At 42.3% G+C, this 16,546-nt stretch carries 13 protein-coding genes and 2 pseudogenes; 10 read left to right on the top strand and 5 right to left on the bottom strand.

The genetic code is table 11. From position 1 onward, the window contains the following. Positions 1-152 precede the first annotated feature (152 nt). The gene (aroF, locus tag ACEYW6_RS20235; protein WP_412981153.1) at positions 153-1,253 is read left to right on the top strand and encodes a 3-deoxy-7-phosphoheptulonate synthase; all 1,101 of its coding nucleotides are present in this window, start codon (positions 153-155) and stop codon (positions 1,251-1,253) included. 246 nt (positions 1,254-1,499) lie between these two features. After that, positions 1,500-2,444 (top strand): hypothetical protein, encoded by a 945-nt coding sequence (locus ACEYW6_RS20230; protein WP_412981151.1) that lies wholly within the window; start codon positions 1,500-1,502, stop codon positions 2,442-2,444. Positions 2,445-2,804: 360 nt separating this feature from the next. On the opposite strand, the gene ACEYW6_RS20225 is transcribed toward ACEYW6_RS20230, so the two are convergent. Both ACEYW6_RS20225 and ACEYW6_RS20220 read right to left on the bottom strand, forming a co-directional pair. Then, positions 2,805-3,005, bottom strand: coding sequence for a heavy-metal-associated domain-containing protein (locus ACEYW6_RS20225; protein ID WP_412981150.1), 201 nt, complete (start codon positions 3,003-3,005; stop codon positions 2,805-2,807). Between the two features lie 64 nt (positions 3,006-3,069). Then, positions 3,070-3,882 (bottom strand): SDR family NAD(P)-dependent oxidoreductase, encoded by an 813-nt coding sequence (locus ACEYW6_RS20220; RefSeq protein WP_412981149.1) that lies wholly within the window; start codon positions 3,880-3,882, stop codon positions 3,070-3,072. A gap of 208 nt (positions 3,883-4,090) precedes the next feature. Here ACEYW6_RS20220 and ACEYW6_RS20215 point away from each other — a divergent pair, with 208 nt between their 5' ends. The 5 genes and pseudogenes from ACEYW6_RS20215 (at position 4,091) to ACEYW6_RS20195 (ending at position 7,664) form a co-directional block, all read left to right on the top strand. Beyond that, positions 4,091-5,068 carry a threo-3-hydroxy-L-aspartate ammonia-lyase gene (locus tag ACEYW6_RS20215; protein ID WP_412981148.1) on the top strand — a complete coding sequence of 326 codons (978 nt, stop codon included), beginning with the start codon at positions 4,091-4,093 and terminating at the stop codon, positions 5,066-5,068. 136 nt (positions 5,069-5,204) lie between these two features. Beyond that, positions 5,205-5,360: pseudogene (locus ACEYW6_RS20210) on the top strand (transposase); the annotation flags it as partial. A 6-nt stretch (positions 5,361-5,366) separates the two neighbouring features. Then, positions 5,367-6,125, top strand: a complete 759-nt coding sequence (locus ACEYW6_RS20205) for an ATP-binding cassette domain-containing protein (RefSeq protein ID WP_412981147.1) — start codon at positions 5,367-5,369, stop codon at positions 6,123-6,125. Then, complete coding sequence (locus ACEYW6_RS20200) at positions 6,122-6,754, top strand: ABC transporter permease (protein WP_190901432.1); 633 nt, start codon at positions 6,122-6,124, stop codon at positions 6,752-6,754. Before ACEYW6_RS20205 ends, ACEYW6_RS20200 begins: the two co-directional genes overlap by 4 nt. A 7-nt stretch (positions 6,755-6,761) precedes the next feature. Beyond that, the gene (locus ACEYW6_RS20195) at positions 6,762-7,664 is read left to right on the top strand and encodes a glycine betaine ABC transporter substrate-binding protein (RefSeq protein WP_412981146.1); all 903 of its coding nucleotides are present in this window, start codon (positions 6,762-6,764) and stop codon (positions 7,662-7,664) included. An 86-nt stretch (positions 7,665-7,750) separates the two neighbouring features. Here ACEYW6_RS20195 and ACEYW6_RS20190 read toward each other — a convergent pair whose 3' ends face one another. Next, complete coding sequence (locus tag ACEYW6_RS20190; protein WP_412981145.1) at positions 7,751-8,380, bottom strand: Uma2 family endonuclease; 630 nt, start codon at positions 8,378-8,380, stop codon at positions 7,751-7,753. Positions 8,381-8,607: 227 nt separating this feature from the next. Here ACEYW6_RS20190 and ggt point away from each other — a divergent pair, with 227 nt between their 5' ends. Then, positions 8,608-10,419 carry a gamma-glutamyltransferase gene (gene ggt / locus ACEYW6_RS20185; RefSeq protein ID WP_412981144.1) on the top strand — a complete coding sequence of 604 codons (1,812 nt, stop codon included), beginning with the start codon at positions 8,608-8,610 and terminating at the stop codon, positions 10,417-10,419. A gap of 59 nt (positions 10,420-10,478) precedes the next feature. Here ggt and ACEYW6_RS20180 read toward each other — a convergent pair whose 3' ends face one another. Together ACEYW6_RS20180 and ACEYW6_RS20175 are read right to left on the bottom strand one after the other, a co-directional pair. Further along, positions 10,479-10,742, bottom strand: coding sequence for a hypothetical protein (locus ACEYW6_RS20180; RefSeq protein ID WP_196511131.1), 264 nt, complete (start codon positions 10,740-10,742; stop codon positions 10,479-10,481). Between the two features lie 558 nt (positions 10,743-11,300). Further along, the gene (locus ACEYW6_RS20175) at positions 11,301-11,897 is read right to left on the bottom strand and encodes a DUF1802 family protein (RefSeq protein WP_412981143.1); all 597 of its coding nucleotides are present in this window, start codon (positions 11,895-11,897) and stop codon (positions 11,301-11,303) included. 79 nt (positions 11,898-11,976) lie between these two features. On the opposite strand from ACEYW6_RS20175, the pseudogene ACEYW6_RS20170 reads away from it, so the two are divergent. Next, positions 11,977-12,934, top strand: a pseudogene (locus ACEYW6_RS20170) (aldo/keto reductase). An 808-nt stretch (positions 12,935-13,742) separates the two neighbouring features. Continuing rightward, complete coding sequence (locus ACEYW6_RS20165; protein WP_412981142.1) at positions 13,743-16,469, top strand: CHAT domain-containing protein; 2,727 nt, start codon at positions 13,743-13,745, stop codon at positions 16,467-16,469. Positions 16,470-16,546 lie beyond the last annotated feature (77 nt).

Here is a 16,546-nt window from a genome sequence, read left to right as displayed (position 1 = left end):
TGCTAAGGAAGTTCTGCAAAGCGGTGCGGCTTGGACAAAACTTCAACAACTTGCTGAATTTTTGCGCTAATTGCCAAGGTAAGGGCACAGCAATGCTGTGCCCCTACGAACGAACTGTATTACATCCAAAAACTATACGGAAGGAAAAACAGATGATTATCATACTTAAAAGCGGTACGCCTGTTGAGGAAATTACTCGCATCAGCCAAGAAGTGAGTGAGACTTGGGGAGTCACGGTAGAAAAAAGCGTTGGCACTCATAAAGTTGTCTTAGGGCTAATTGGTGATACCACTAGCATCGATAAATTACAGGTTCAAGAGTTCAGTCCTTGGATTGAGCAAGTATTGCGGGTGCAACAACCTTTCAAGCGGGTTAGTCGAGAATTCCGACATGGAGAAGCTAGCGAGGTTGTCGTACCTACGCCCAACGGTGATGTCTATTTCGGCGAACATCATCCGATCGTAGTGGTAGCTGGGCCTTGTTCCGTTGAGAATGAAGCGATGATTGTGGAAACGGCAAAGCGGGTGAAGGCAGCAGGAGCACAGTTTCTGCGTGGTGGAGCTTACAAACCCCGCACCTCACCCTATGCCTTTCAAGGTTATGGTGAAAGCGCTTTAGATTTATTAGCAGCAGCGCGGGAAGCTACGGGTTTGGGTATTGTCACAGAACTCATGGATGCTGCCGATTTATCAGCAGTGGCGAGAACAGCTGACATAATCCAAATCGGAGCTAGGAATATGCACAACTTTTCGTTGCTGAAAAAGGTAGGCGCTCAAGATAAACCAGTGCTACTGAAGCGGGGGATGTCTGCCACAATTGACGAGTGGCTGATGGCAGCAGAATATATTTTGGCATCTGGAAACCCAAATGTGATTCTTTGTGAACGGGGAATCAGAACCTTTGATGGCAAATATGCCAGGAATACTTTAGATTTATCAGTGCTTCCGGTGTTGCGATCGCTTACCCATTTACCGATTATGATTGATCCTAGTCATGGTACAGGTAGGTCTGAATATGTTCCATCGATGGCAATGGCTGCGATCGCAGCTGGTACAGATGCCTTGATGATTGAAGTTCACCCCAATCCTGCAAAAGCTCTATCTGACGGGCCCCAATCTCTCACCCCTGATAAATTTGACCGCTTAGTTCAAGAAATGTCAATTCTCGGCAAAGTAGTCGATCGCTGGTCTACACCTGCATTTGATAGCATTAATGACAAACGCATTCTCTTTACGCCAGAACTATCAAAGTAGACAGAGTGTAATCTAAGCTGATTTTTTGTGAATGGCTAAACCCGATCAACGGATTTTTTAGACGAAAGAATCTGTTGATCGGATTTTCATAAACTACGCCGCCCTGCTGACACTGAGGGCGCGCTTTGTAATGATTTTTATTACTTAGGATGGTTTTGAGTTACATAAAGTTGTATTTAAGATTACAGGTAATGAATAACTAGATTTGTGGGGAATTAATTTTTCCCCTGCTATCAAGGAGTAATAATGGTTTTAAGTCAACATCAACGTGCTGTAGGCATATTTACTCATCGTCGAGATGCAGAACAGGCGCTACATGAGTTGAGAGATTCTGGCTTGGCGATGGAGAAAGTATCTGTAGTTGTACAGAATACAGATCGCAATCATGAGATTGCTAATGATGAAATTAAAGATCACACTAGTGATAAAGCTGACGAAGGTGCAACAGTAGGTGGGCTTTCAGGGGGCGCTGTTGGTGGGTTGACTGGTTTATTAGTAGGTCTTGGTACTTTAGCAATCCCTGGAGTTGGGCCAATAATGCTGGCTGGCGCAGCTGCAACTGCTTTGGTTACAACCCTTGTCGGTGCAAGTATTGGTGCTGCTACTGGGACTTTTGCTGGTGCATTAGTTGGTTGGGGAATATCGGAAGAGCAAGCTAAAGCATATAACGAGCGAGTAGAACATGGACACTATTTTATAATTGTGGATTGTACATCTTTTGAAATTGCTAAAGTAGAAGCAATTCTCCAGCGTTGGGGTATTGAAGAATTTGGCATTTATGAGCCTATAAGTAGTGAGCAATTATCTACAAATTCTGCTACTATCATTCCCAATAAAAGTGGAATTTTGAGTAAGTATGCTGTTAATTGTTTCGATAGCATAGATAATACTAGAGCCGCAATTAACGATATGTATGTCGCAGGCTTTTCAGCAAATCAGATGTCTTTAATTTGCAAAGACCTTTCTCAATTGATTGGGTTAACTGGTATTAATTTAAGTGAGCGTTTTGACGCTATGAGGCTAGGAATAGCAGATGATTGGGCACGTTTTTACAACGAGCAAATTGCTCAAGGCAATTACATACTTATCGTTAGTGGCACAGACAAAGAGCTTGAATCGGCTAGCTTGATTTTGGGCAATTATGGAGTTCAGGAATGTCAAATCTATGACCCCATGTTAATCCGTTCTTGAAAACTAGTACCGGAAATTTTAACAATTTTTTCAGAACAAACAAATATACAGCAATACTTTCAAAATCCTCTGATCTTTAGCTGTATCTGTTGCAGCTTATAAGTTAAGTCGAAAACCAAGTATTTCAAGTATGTCGGAAGAGAAAAATACTCTTTATTATAATATTCCGCCCGGAAACCGGGCGAATATAGCGGTTCCCACTCAGATGCGGTACAACATTATATCGCTAGGTGTAGGGGCACGGCACTGCCGTGCCCCTACGAGTGTAATTCACGTAAACGAGAACCGCTATATGTAACAAAGCAATTGAACCGACTAAATTACTTCATCTAAATATCCTCAGAAATTTAGATGAAGTAATTAATAGCCTTCTATCGTATAACCAGCAGATTGAACTATCTGTTTAATCGACTCTTCAGAAGCCGCCGCTTCTACAGTTACAGTTTTAGTATCAACGTTAACATCTACTTTTGCATCAGATTCCATAGTCTGAATAGATTTAGTTATTTTCTTGGCGCATTCATCACCTTTAATATTCGGCACTTTCAATTTAATTGCCATTACTTATTTATTGTATGAGAAAAGTAACTCAGGCGATTTAGTTGAAAAAGGATAAAATATCGGACTACCTATTTTTTTTAAGTTCGTGCATACTTCTCACAACCTTTGTTACTAAATTTCTGGGTGTAAATCTGACGCTTTCAGTCAATATTTTATTTCTCATTCCAGGAACAACAACAGTTTTGTTTTTCATTAAACCCCGATAACCAATCTTAGCAACGGTTGCCGTATCCATCATTCTGTTAACGCTAGCAATCTTTGAATCTTCCATTGCAGCAGTTTGTTGAAATTCTGATGCTGTTGGCCCCGGACAAAGAACAGTCACGCTGACACCTGTACCCTCTAATTCATTAGCGATCGCTTCTGAAAATGATAAGACATAAGCTTTAGTAGCAAAATAAACTGCCATTAGAGGCCCTGGTTGAAAAGCTGCTGCTGAGGCCACATTTAAGATTTTTCCATAGTCTTGCTCGACCATATCCTTGAGAAATAACTTTGTTAAATGAGTTAGGCTGACCATATTTACCTGGAGCATTTGCAGTTCAATGCTAAGGTCTGTTTCGCTAAATGCTCCATAAGTACCAAAGCCAGCATTGTTAACCAGCACATCAATCTTGATGGATTCTTGCTGGAGTTCGGTAAAAATTTCTTCTGGCGATGTTGGGATAGATAAATCCTTAGTAAGAATTTTCACAAAAATGCCAAACTTTTGCGGGAATTCATCTATAATTTCAGTAAGTTTTTCTTCATTCTTATCCACTAATACCAGATTATAACTATGACGAGCAAAAATCTGGGTTAATTGATAGCCTATCCCACTAGCTGCTCCTGTAATTAGAGCAGTCTTTTTTTGCCGACTTTCAGATGTTTTACTCATGCTAGAAAAATGGCGAATGTGAGTTAATTAATTTAAGTTTTATAAATTTAGCTACAGCACTATATAATGTTTGCTGTAGCTATTTTTATGCGGGTAATAAATGATGCTAACCACCTGAAATGAGTATGCTCCAATCCAGGATATTAGATGCAAATATAAAAATCTGTATCTATATAAACAAGAGCAAGAATATTTAATATTGTCATCAATGCCACAGCATAATTCCGTTAATATAACTGATGTACAAGCAGCACAAGAGCGAATTTCGGGAATTGCCCATCGCACCCCTGTGCTAACTTCTAGAATCATTAACGATCGCACCAATAGCCAAGTATTTTTTAAGTGCGAAAACTTTCAACGCACGGGGGCATTTAAATTTAGAGGTGCGTACAATGCCTTAGCCCAACTATCGTTAGCACAAAAACAAACAGGCGTTATCACCTATTCATCGGGAAATCATGCCCAAGCGATCGCTTTAGCTGGAAAATTACTAAATATTCCCACCACTATTGTCATGCCTGATGATGCACCCGTTGTCAAACAAACTGCTACTCGTGGCTATGGTGCAGAGATAATTTTATACAATCGCCAAGAAACAAACCGAGAAGAATTAGCTCAAGATTTAGCAGATAATCGTTCTCTCACTCTAATTCCCCCTTACGATCATCCCCATGTAGTCGCAGGACAAGGGACAACTGCTTTAGAACTGATTCAAGAAGTTGGTGAATTAGACTTATTATTAGTTTGTTGTGGTGGTGGTGGATTACTTTCAGGGTGTGCGATCGCAGCCAAGTCACTTTTACCCAATTGTAAAGTAATCGGCGTAGAACCAGCACTTGCCGACGATGCTACCCGCTCCTTTCACACCAAAACTCTGCAAACTGTCAAAAATCCTAATACCATCGCCGATGGTGCGCGGACTCCTAGCCTTGGTAAAATTACTTTCCCCCTAGTACTGCATTACGTAGATAATATGGTGACGGTATCGGAAGAAGCGATTCTTCGCACCATGTTTTTCTTGTGGGAACGTCTGAAAATTGTCGTTGAACCTACCGGAGTACTTGCAGCAGCAGCCTTACTAGAAGGTGTGGTGACAGCACCAGAGGCGAGAGTTGGTGTCATCATCAGCGGTGGAAATGTAGATTTGGCGCAAGTTGGTAAATTGTTTTCTGTGGGATTGGATTGAAAAAGGGTGTTAGCAATACTTGTCATATGCCCTACAGTTTGTGGTAGTTGTAATTGGAAATGGACTGGTCAAGTCGCTTCTCTACGAGACGCTGCGCGAACGCTCCAATTAAAAATGTAAAATTAAAAACTGAGTCATTCAACAGTTATGCAATGCTAAAGTAGATGTTATTTGTCGCACTGACACGGGATTTCAAGTACTACCTAAGCGCTGGATTGTTGAGCATACATTTGGATGGTGGAATCAATATCGTCGATTGAGTAAGGATTATGAACTTTTACCAGAAATGAGCGAGTCTATGCTGCAAAATAACCAAACCGCCGTCGAATTCCGCGATGTCACCTTTAGCCGCAATCATCGCCCCTTGGTGTCAAATCTCAATTTCAGCATTCGCCAAGGAGAAGCACTGGTATTACTGGGGCGCAGTGGTAGCGGCAAAACTACAACAATGAAGTTAATTAATCGCCTATTCACACCGACGCAAGGCGAAGTTTTATTTGATGGCGTTCCCACAACTGAATGGGATGAAATTAAACTGCGGCGAAAAATTGGTTACGTCATTCAAGAAATTGGTTTATTTCCTCATTTTACAGTTGAACGTAATGTGGGCTTAGTCCCGGCTTTGGAAGGTTGGCAATCTAAACAAATTAAAATGCGGGTTTATGAATTGTTGCAATTAGTAGGCTTAGAACCAGCACAATTCGCCGGGCGTTACCCGCACGAACTTTCAGGAGGACAAAGGCAAAGAATTGGTGTAGCCAGGGCTTTAGCAGCAGATCCGCCAGTGTTGTTAATGGATGAACCCTTTGGCGCACTCGATCCCATTACGCGCCTAGAACTGCAACAGGAGTTTCGGCATTTGCAGCAAGAGTTAGGCAAGACAGTTGTTTTCGTCACCCACGATATTCAAGAAGCTTTTGTATTGGCATCGAGAATTGGTTTAATGTGTGGCGGAGAATTGGTAGTATTGGGGACAAAAGATGAATTTATGCGATCGCAACATCCAGAAAGCCTAGCCTTTCTGCAATGTCTGCGTTCCCTCCAAGATACTTTATGAAAGATTTCTTCCTTGTTAAGTATGCCCCAGAAATTCTTCAGCATACTCTCGAACACCTATTTTTAGTCGGGATTGCAATTGGAATCGCCATACTTGTAGGCATTCCTTTAGGTATTTTGATTACACGCAAAACCTATCTCCGTCAGCCAATTCTTGGTATAGCAAATATTTTCCAAACTATTCCTAGTTTGGCGCTGTTTGGCTTACTCATTCCTGTGCCTATAATTGGCGGAATTGGCGCAGTACCAGCAATTGTTGCCCTGACTGTATATTCTTTGCTGCCGATAATTCGTAATACTTATACAGGTATTACTGGCGTAGATCCCGCGATTCGAGAAGCTGGGAGAGGTATGGGAATGACAGATAGACAATTATTATTACAAGTTGAGATTCCCTTGGCAATGGGAGTAATTTTGGCAGGAGTGCGAGTAGCAACAGTAATTGCCATAGGTATTGCAACTATTGCAGCAGCAATTGGTGCTGGTGGTTTGGGAGTGTTTATTTTTCGCGGGATATCAGTAGTGAACAATCAGTTAATTTTAGCTGGTGCAGTTCCGGCGGCGGCAATTGCATTATTGGCTGACTTCGCAATTGGCTGGATGGAGAATAAATTAAAAATTAAAAATTAAGCTAATAATGAAAAGATTTTTGACACTTTTCTTTTTAAGTTTTGCTGTGTTATTGCTAATTACTGGCTGCACACCAAATTTAAATAGTAGTAGCAATGAGGGTAATATTATCGTTGCTTCTAAAGATTTTACTGAACAAGATATTTTAGGTGAACTTTTAGCACAGCAAATTGAAAGAACAACTAATTTAAAAGTAACTCGTCGCCCTCGTTTGGGTGGTTCTTTTGTTTGTCATAATGCTATCGTTGCTGGCAAAATTGATGCTTATATTGAATATACAGGCACAGCTTTGACTGCAATTTTAAAGCAAAAACCAGTTAATGGCTCCAAAGAAGTTTATGAAATAGTAAAACAAATATACGCCCAGCAATTCAATCTGGAAGTGATGCCAAACTTAGGTTTTGAAAACACTTTTGCGATGATTATTCGGGGTGAAGATGCCAAGCGCAACAATATTCAAACTATCTCTGAAGCTACTAAATATACACCGCAGTGGCGTGGCGGTTTCGGCTATGAATTTTTAGAACGGGAAGATGGTTTTCCAGGATTAGCTAAAACTTACGATTTACGTTTTGCTAAACCACCCCAAATTATGGACTTGGGTTTGATATATCGTGCTTTAATTCAAAAACAAGTAGATATGGTGGCGGGTAATTCCACTGACGGGCAGATTTCTCGCTTGGGTTTAGTTGTACTAAAGGATGACAAGCAGTATTTTCCACCTTATGAAACTGTGCCAATTGTCCGACAAGATATCTTAAAAAAATATCCCGAATTAAGAACAGCGATCGCCTCACTTGCTGGAAAGATTTCGGCAGATGAAATGCGGCAATTAAATTATTTAGTTGAGGGAGAATTACGTGAGATTAAAGATGTTGTTCGGGAGTTTCTCAAATCGAAAGAATTATAATAATTCGTAATTCGTAATTCGTAATTAAGCGTTAGTGTAATGTACAGAAAAGCTGAAATGGTGCGTTATGGAAGCCGTAACACATGCTACTGTTGACCACGTAAAAAGTTTCTTAACCACCTAATTGTCTCACTTGTAGTTTGCTCGGTTGTAATTTGGAAACATTGCTGCACAATTTCTCTGACGTTAGGAAAGTAGCTGCTTTCTGTAAGCACATAACTTTCTTCCTGCAATCTATAAATTAACAAGCGATTATTTTTTAATATCCAAACTTCTGGCACTCGATAAGGTAAGAAATCGTTAATGTCGGTGTAGCTTTTAACATCTATTTCAATTGCTAAATCTGGTGGTGGATCTGACTCCCAATCAATTCTTTTTTTGCCTACTACTGCTCTCCAATTTTCAATGTAAAAGCAATAGTCTGGTTCAATACCGCTAATCTCTGGCAAGCTCATGGTGATGGGCGTAAATGAGTCGTATCTTTGCTCTAAATGATCCAGCAAAACCTTAGCAATATCTGCCAGCAAGCTGGCATCTCTTCCATGTTCTGGTAGCGGTGCCATTAGCAAAATTTCTCCAGGTCGATATTTTATCCGAGGCGAGGAGCGATCGCCTAGTTGCTGACTCAATATTTGATAGTCTTGCCAGTTTCCCAAAAGTTTCAACACCGCGCCAGGTGGTAACTCGATTCTTTCTGGTGTAATTACGGTATCCATATTAGCTCACATTTGAGATATTGCCGTAGATGTAAAGTGGCTTGTCGCCAGACATCGCACTGTTTACATAGAGGATGGGCGATTACAGGATGCATCAATTTAATGAACCACAAAGGCTGTGAAAGCTGCGAGTAAAAAGATAATTGTAAATTATTTAGGACAACTTATGTGTATCAAATGCACACCTTAACGCTAGGCTAAGAAATATCAAACAAAATGGCATAAAAATGCTTACTGTTGCTAAATCAAAAAAGATTGCGATGCGTCCGGCGGACGTAGCGATCGCCATCTTTTCTTTCAGTTTTTTCCTTTGCACCCAAGTCGCATCAGCCGCCTTAACTTTACCCCTACGCAGCAAAAAAGGAATGGTGGTTTCGGCCCATCCCTTAGCAAGTGAAGCGGGAATTTTAATGTTACGCAAAGGTGGTAATGCAGTGGATGCAGCCGTAGCCACAACCTTTGCAATTTCCGTCGTTGAGCCTTTTTCAGCCGGAATCGGTGGCGGCGGATTTTTGCTGATGCACTCTGAGAAAACGGGGGACATGAAAGCCCTAGATTTCCGCGAACGCGCACCCCTGAAAGCCACAAGAAATATGTATCTAGACGCAGAAGGAAAGGTGCGCCCGAATGCAAGTATTAATGGTTATTTGGCAGTAGGCACACCAGGAACGGTGGCGGGACTTTATGAAGTGCATCGTCGCTATGGTAAGCTTTCTTGGCAAGAGGTAATGAAACCTGCGATCGCACTCGCTAAAGATGGCTTTATTCTGGGCGATGTATCAACTTGGCGTTCTCTGCAAACGAACCAATCGCGCAAGCAAGCAATTCTAAACAATCCAGCAGCGCGGGAAATTTTCACTCGCAATGGTGAATTTTACAAACCAGGGGAGAAGCTAGTGCAGCGTGATTTGGGACGCACTTTAACAGCAATTGCCCAAAATCCCCAAAGTTTTTACACCGGAAGTATTGCTCGTGCGATCGCTTCTGATATGGTAAAAAATGGTGGTTTAATTACTCTAGAAGACCTGAAAGCCTACAAAGCAATTTGGCGAACTCCCGTTTGTGGCAATTTTCGTAAAGCTAAAATTTGCTCAATGCCACCACCATCATCGGGAGGCATTCATCTATTGCAGATTTTAAATATTATCGGTAACACCGATTTGAAATCTTTGGGATGGCATCATCCTGACACTATACATTTAATGGTAGAAGCAATGAAGATTGCTTACGCTGATCGTTCAGAATATTTAGGCGATCCTGATTTTGTCAAAGTCCCTGTCCAAGAACTGCTCAATCCAGCTTACGCTAAAAAACGCCGTCAAGAAATAAATATGCAAATGGCTAGACCTTCGACCGAGGTCAAGCCAGTAGACAAAAAGACGTTACAACGTTTTAGTCAAGCTAATAATCAGAGTTTATCTGATCAGCCTCTGAAACTGCACGTGACTCGGCATGAATCTCCTGAAACCAGTCATCTTACTGTTGTGGATGAAGAACGCAACGCCGTAAGCCTGACTTTCACGATTAACCTCAGCTTTGGTGCTGGTGTGGTAACGCCAGGAACTGGAATTGTCCTCAACAATGAGATGGATGATTTTGCGGCTGCGCCAGGAGTGCCTAATGCCTTTGGTTTAGTTGGTAATGATGCCAACAGCATTGCGCCCCGTAAAACTCCTTTATCCAGCATGACTCCCACAATTGTTACAGAAAGCGGTCATTTCCGTATGGCAGCAGGTACGCCTGGTGGTAGCACTATCATCACCCAGGTTTTGCAAGTAATCCTGAATGTGCTGGAATACAACATGGATGTTGGTGCAGCTGTTTCTGTTCCACGCATACATCATCAATGGCTTCCAGATGAGTTGCGCGTAGAATCTTGGGGTTTGGATGCTCTGACTGTACAAGACTTACGCCGTCGGGGGCATAAAATTAAGGAAACTACTCCTTGGGGTAATGGTAATGCGATCGCTGTAACATCTGATGGAACTTTAGAAGGGGCGGCTGATCCTCGCGGTGAAGGTTCCCCCAGAGGTTTATGAAAACTACTACAGCACGGTCAAAATAACTATGCAGCTTTCCTGCCTTCTGCCTCCTTAGGCTATTGATTTTGGACTTTTGACTCTGCGTAGCTGCTGCTGCCAAACTCGTTTGCCCGTGCGCTAGGTACTAGTGTCCAGCCTGCTTTGAGAAGTTTTTGATAAGTTGCCCAACCTTTAGAACCACCTGGTATTTGATAATCTGGGACTGTGAAATGTCCAAAAGCTGTGTAGGGACGCCAAGGTTGATTGGGTTCTGTCTGCAAATACAAAATTTTTTCTCCGTCGCCACCAGACTTAGGTAACCAGCACATTTGTCGATGCATTGCAAACTCCTTTGTTTTAGCTAATAACGCATAATAGCAGACTTTTGTCAAGTCATTTATCACCCTTGTGGTGTACTTTATTGTCTAATACTTTAGACAAAGTGTAATTAAGTTTTATCCCCTTCAGGATAATTACTTAACAAGTCATAGTCTGGAGGACAGCTGCTAATAGGACACAAAGATAAACAGCTTTGCCTCACCTTGTTTATAGGGTGAGGTTTTTATAATGTTATCCGCGTTATTTGCGTTTTGGCGTAACAATAACTACTATTTTTTCTGAAGTTTACAATCAATGTATTTGTTTTTCTGGTTACATAAGCGCAGATTTAAGAAATTACTTATGAAATTCCCTTGATTAAACACTATGAGCGGTTCTCGTTTACGGGTGTACAGGCATGCCGTGCCCCTACTTGCGAATGTTGTACCCCATCTGAGTGGGAAGCGCTATATAAAATAAAAATAAAATTAACTGTACGGTAAGATGGGGCTTACTTAAGCTAAATTTAGAACCGCGACTTCTTCAAGAAGTCGCGGTTCTCTGGGCAGCAAGTTGGGTTATTAGAAGGATGGAGCGTACAACTTATCGCCAACAATCTGGCGAATTGTCTGTACTAATTGGGTGTATGCAAAGTCAGACAAAACTGGTTGTGCTCCTTGCAAGTGAATTGGTTGATCTAAATCAATCCATGACTTGCAACCGCCGTATTTAGGATAGTAGGGAATTTCTTGTTCGGGTAGTTTATATGCCCGCAAGAGGAGAATATAAAGGGGTTGGCGTGGTTTCCATTTGAGGCGATCGCTAATGAAATGCTCGTTCCAAATATGGAAGGGAAGCAAAGCGTTGACAAGAAATTCGTCACTCACTGGCAAAATATCTGTAATTTCAGCCCAACTGCCGATGCGAACTGTCTCTGGATGCCAACCTGATGTTACTGGATAAACATGATCGGCATACTCAGCTTTGAGCATGAAAGCTTGTTGATGTTCATAAGTAGGGTAAAGCAAAATTTGCTTGTGAGCAACTTGGAAATGTCCATTTCGTTCATGGATACCGCCTTTGCGGAGCAACATAATTGTTTTGCCATTTTCCAAGGCATTTACGGCGACTGCCCATTCTTTGAGAGCATGAAAAGTTGTAGTCAATTCCATCAGCATCTACTGTAACTCTGATTTAATTTCAAGCTAAGACCGATAAAGTGTGAAACTATCCAGGGAAATGAATTAGAAAGCAGTTATGGAAAAGCGATTGCTAGGTACAACTGAAGTCCAAATCACACCCATTCTGATGGGAACTTGGCAAGCTGGTAAAAGAATGTGGGTGGGAATTGAGGATGTTGACTCGATTAAAACGATCCGAGCCGCTTATGAAGCTGGTATCACCACAATTGATACTGCTGAAGTTTATGGTGAAGGACACTCTGAGCGAATTGTCGCTGAAGCTTTATCTGATGTACGCACTCGCGTGGAGTATGCCACGAAAGTTTTCGCTAACCATCTCAAGTATCAACAAGTCATTGAAGCTTGCAATCGTTCTCTAACCAACCTGAAAACTGATTACATCGACCTTTACCAAATACATTGGCCCTCCGGTGCTTTCAATAGTGAAATAGTACCTATTGAGGAAACTATGAGCGCTCTTAACTTGGCTCAAAGAGCAAGGTAAAATTCGAGCCATTGGTGTTTCCAATTTTTCCTACGCCCAGTTAGCTCAAGCAGCAAGTTATGGACGTATTGATAGTTTACAACCACCCTATTCTTTATTCTGGAGGCAGGTAGAACAAGATGCATTGCCCTATTGTATTGAAAACAATATTTCTATCCTTGCTTATTCGCCTTTAGCGCAGGGATTGTTAACAGGCAAATTTGCTCTCGGTCATAAATTTAACCCAGAAGATAACCGTGCTAAAAATAAACTGTTTCAAGGCGAAAATTTTGAACGTGCTCAACAAGCGCTACAAAAATTGCGTCCTATAGCCCTTGTTCATAATTGTACCCTTGCTCAGTTAGCTTTGGCCTGGTTAATTGCCCAACCCCAAACAAATGCAATCGCCGGGGCGCGTTATCCCGAACAAGCACGCGACAACGCATTAGCGTCCAAAATCAAGCTTTCCGCCGCCCAATTGGCAGAAATTGATGCCATTGGACGTATTGTCACCGACTATCTGGATAATAGTCCAATTATGTGGGATTGATGACAATACAGTTTGGCTAGCCATGCTGATCTCTCGAAGATCCCCTTAACTCTCTTACAAAGATGGCTGGGGATCAAACCTCTGAATATAGATTGCAAAATCTAACAAAACGTCAACTTTATTAAACTAAGGGTTGTAACTTACAAACTACGTGATAACTTAAATAGTAGGACACCAAATAAAAGAAAACCAAAGCAAAAGGGTAAATGACTGAGTGTCCCCTGTCATCAACCCAAGCAAATTCCAGCATATCAAATGTAGAAGTGGTAAAAAGCCGAGCGTATAAGGCAAAGCCAAATCCCAAAGCGGAAAAACGCAAGAATGCTGAGTTTGTTAGTTTCAAGTCCACCTTAGTTATTAACTTTCAATTATTTAGTTAGTTTAACAATTTGAAACCTGTAAACTCGATAAAACCTGGTCAACCTCGACCAGGTTTTTGGTTTTTTATGATGAATACAATTTTTCTAGGGCGGCAGAGAGTGCTGGAATTCACGTTTGAAGAGCTAGTTGTGAGACTGGTGGTCTGTCTCATTAAATTTTAGGGATAAGAGAACGAACCACATTCGCGCAGCGTCTCGTTAGAGAAGGACGCAAAGAGCGCAAAGGAAGTAAGTTGACATGTACGACCGCCGCAAGCATTCAAACCTCCTAGGTAAGTAGAGATTTAGGTAAAACCTCATCCAAGCCACGATAAATAAGATTGTAGGAGCTACGGTATCAGTAATGGATGCGAATGGTACCATTACCCTGGTAGCCTAAATACTTACAGTTAATCCTGTGGGTTCCTGGTTATCACTTACCTCTTGTCATGCTTATGGCTAAAACAACTAGGGCTTTTGGCGCAAATTCTGTAAAATTTCAAAGGCAAAAGCAGCCAAAGCGCTGTCTGAAGTCCACGCTGGCTCACTTTTTACGTTTGCCTTTGTACTTCCTGATAGCTTTGCTATGCATCCTTGGTTCACCCGTGCTGGCAAAAGTTTCTGGCTCAATTAATCCCTCATCCCAACTACCAATTAACAGTCTGACATCGCTGGCTGTGGCCGCTGACCCCGCCTCACTACTACAGCAGGGCAAACTTTTATACGATGACGGAAGCTTTGCCAAAGCGGTAGAAGTGTTACAACAGGCTGTGCAAGCGTATAAGCAACAAGGGGAGAACCTCAAACAGGCGGTTACACTGAGTAATCTTTCTTTAGCTTACCAGCAACTTGGTGCATGGAGTCAGGCACAGCAGGCAATTAAAGAAAGCTTAAATTTGCTCGAAGGACAGGATGAAAACCAAAATTTGCAAATATTTGCCCAATCACTGGATATTCAAGGCCGTCTCCAACTAACAATGGGACAGGCCGAGGCGGCTTTAGCAACTTGGCGGCAGACAGAAGAAATTTACAAGCAAGCAAATAATCAAAGCGGTGTGGTGCGATCGCTAATTAATCAAGCACAAGCATGGCGAACCCAAGGATTTTACCCTCGCGCTGTCAAAACACTCGATCAGGTAAGTCAGACATTAAAATCTCAACCAGACTCTATAGAAAAGACAGTGAGTTTGCGATCGCTTGGTGATGCCCTTTTGGTATTGGGCAATTTGGACAAGTCACAGGAAGCGCTAGAAGAAAGTCTGATAATTGCTCGAAATCTGCAATCAAGCCCTGATATTGGGGCTAGTCTGTTCAGCCTGGGGAATAATGCCCGGAAAAAGGAGGATAATCTCCGAGCGATCGCCTATTATCAACAAACAGTTGCAGCATCTCCCTCACCCCTGACAAAAGTCCAAGCGCAAATCAATCACTTGAGCCTACTTATTGAAGATAAACGATGGGCAGAGGTTCAAACTCTCTTACCATTGATTCAATCCCAACTCGACCAACTCCCTGTCAGCCGTGCAAGTATCTACGCTCAGGTTAACTTTTCTCAAAGTCTGGCAAAAGTAAAGAGTGGTATATTGCAAGCATCCAGTCAGAATTACTACTCAGGATTAAGCACCAAAGACTCAGCAGTATTACTCGCCAAGGCCATCCAGCAATCCCACGATTTAGGGGACAAACGAGCAGAAGCTTATGCTCTGAAGAGTTTAGGCGGCTTGTACGAAGAAACTGGACAGTGGTCAGAGGCGCAAGACCTGACTAGACAAGGATTAGCTTTGGCACAGAGCAGCAATGCACCAGAAATTACTTATACTTTGGAGTGGCAGTTAGGGAGATTGCTCTGGGCACAAAAAGATATTAACGGTGCGATCGCGGCATATGATGCTGCTGTGGACACTCTCCAGTCTCTCCGCAGAGATTTGGTAGTCAATAAAGATGTAATAAACCAGGATGTGCAATTTAACTTCCGGGACAGTGTAGAACCCGTCTACCGTCAGTCAGTAGAGTTACTGCTAAAATCTCAAGAAGGAAAATCATCAGATGAAAAAATATTAGAGAAAGCCCGCCAGCGGATTGAAGCACTCCAACTAGCAGAATTGGACGACTTCTTCCGGGAAGCTTGCCTGCAAGGTCAGAGAGTAGCCCTCGATCAAGTGGTAGATAAAGATAATCCCACGGCTGCGATCCTTTATCCAATTATTCTTGAAAAAGAACTCCAGGTAATTGTCAAAATTCCCAACCAACCTCTACAAAATTACAGTACCAAGATTTCCCACACAGAAGTAGAGGAACTCTTAGTAAAACTGCGAAAAAATCTTGTCAATCCCACCGCTACCAAAACCGTCCAAACCCAGGCGCAGCAAGTTTATAACTGGCTGCTCAAACCCATTGAGTCAAAATTACAAAACAGTAGGGTAGATACCCTAGTGTTCGTTCTAGATGGACAGTTACGCAATTTACCAATGGCAGCTCTCTACGATGGTAAGCAATACTTGGTAGAGAAATATGCAGTTGCCCTGAGCGTGGGTCTGCAACTCCTCGACCCGAAACCGTTAGTAAAACAGCAGCTAAGAGCGTTAACCGCAGGACTGACTCAGCCGCCGCCAGGATTTACCAAATTTGCACCACTGCTTGCCATCAAAACTGAATTCGACGGCATTACCAAAGCAGGAGTCTCGACAACTAGCCTACTAGATGGAGATTTTAAGAAAAAGAATTTAGAGGGTGAAATTAGCGCTGCTTCATTCAACATAGTGCATTTAGCAACCCACGGTCAGTTTAGTTCCCGCCTTGAAGACACTTTTATTTTGGATTTCGATGGTCAGATCAATGTTAAGGATTTTGATACTCTCTTTCGCAGTCAGGGTAAAACTATAGTAGAACTATTAGTGTTGAGTGCTTGCCAGACAGCCACAGGAGACAGCCGGGCAGCACTGGGTCTTGCAGGAGCCGCTGTACGAGCTGGGGCACGCAGTACCATAGCCTCCCTGTGGCAAATTGATGATGAATCAACTGCGATGTTTGTTAGTGCCTTCTATCAAGAACTCAAGAGTGGCAAAATCACTAAAGCCGAAGCAGTCCACCGTGCCCAGCTAAAACTCCTGAAACATCCTAACTACAAAGCACCAAGCTTTTGGTCTGCTTATGTGTTGATTGGCAACTGGTTGTAGGCGCAGGGGAGTGGGGGAGCAGGGAGCAAAGGGGAGAATATTTTTCCCTGCACCCAGCAAAAACTGCCCGAAACGCA

It is taken from the genome of Nostoc sp. UIC 10607 (genome assembly GCF_047228265.1).
GTDB lineage: Bacteria > Cyanobacteriota > Cyanobacteriia > Cyanobacteriales > Nostocaceae > Nostoc > Nostoc foliaceum_A.
Note: the sequence above shows the minus strand (reverse complement) of the source record. Positions and strands in the feature narration are given on the sequence as shown.

Coding starts and splice junctions, on each gene's coding strand:
- aroF (WP_412981153.1), top strand. CDS start 153: ATGATTATCATACTTAAAAGCGGTACGCCTGTTGAGGAAATTACTCGC.
- ACEYW6_RS20230 (WP_412981151.1), top strand. CDS start 1,500: ATGGTTTTAAGTCAACATCAACGTGCTGTAGGCATATTTACTCATCGT.
- ACEYW6_RS20225 (WP_412981150.1), bottom strand. CDS start 3,005: ATGGCAATTAAATTGAAAGTGCCGAATATTAAAGGTGATGAATGCGCC.
- ACEYW6_RS20220 (WP_412981149.1), bottom strand. CDS start 3,882: ATGAGTAAAACATCTGAAAGTCGGCAAAAAAAGACTGCTCTAATTACA.
- ACEYW6_RS20215 (WP_412981148.1), top strand. CDS start 4,091: ATGCCACAGCATAATTCCGTTAATATAACTGATGTACAAGCAGCACAA.
- ACEYW6_RS20205 (WP_412981147.1), top strand. CDS start 5,367: ATGCTGCAAAATAACCAAACCGCCGTCGAATTCCGCGATGTCACCTTT.
- ACEYW6_RS20200 (WP_190901432.1), top strand. CDS start 6,122: ATGAAAGATTTCTTCCTTGTTAAGTATGCCCCAGAAATTCTTCAGCAT.
- ACEYW6_RS20195 (WP_412981146.1), top strand. CDS start 6,762: ATGAAAAGATTTTTGACACTTTTCTTTTTAAGTTTTGCTGTGTTATTG.
- ACEYW6_RS20190 (WP_412981145.1), bottom strand. CDS start 8,380: ATGGATACCGTAATTACACCAGAAAGAATCGAGTTACCACCTGGCGCG.
- ggt (WP_412981144.1), top strand. CDS start 8,608: ATGCTTACTGTTGCTAAATCAAAAAAGATTGCGATGCGTCCGGCGGAC.
- ACEYW6_RS20180 (WP_196511131.1), bottom strand. CDS start 10,742: ATGCATCGACAAATGTGCTGGTTACCTAAGTCTGGTGGCGACGGAGAA.
- ACEYW6_RS20175 (WP_412981143.1), bottom strand. CDS start 11,897: ATGCTGATGGAATTGACTACAACTTTTCATGCTCTCAAAGAATGGGCA.
- ACEYW6_RS20165 (WP_412981142.1), top strand. CDS start 13,743: ATGCTTATGGCTAAAACAACTAGGGCTTTTGGCGCAAATTCTGTAAAA.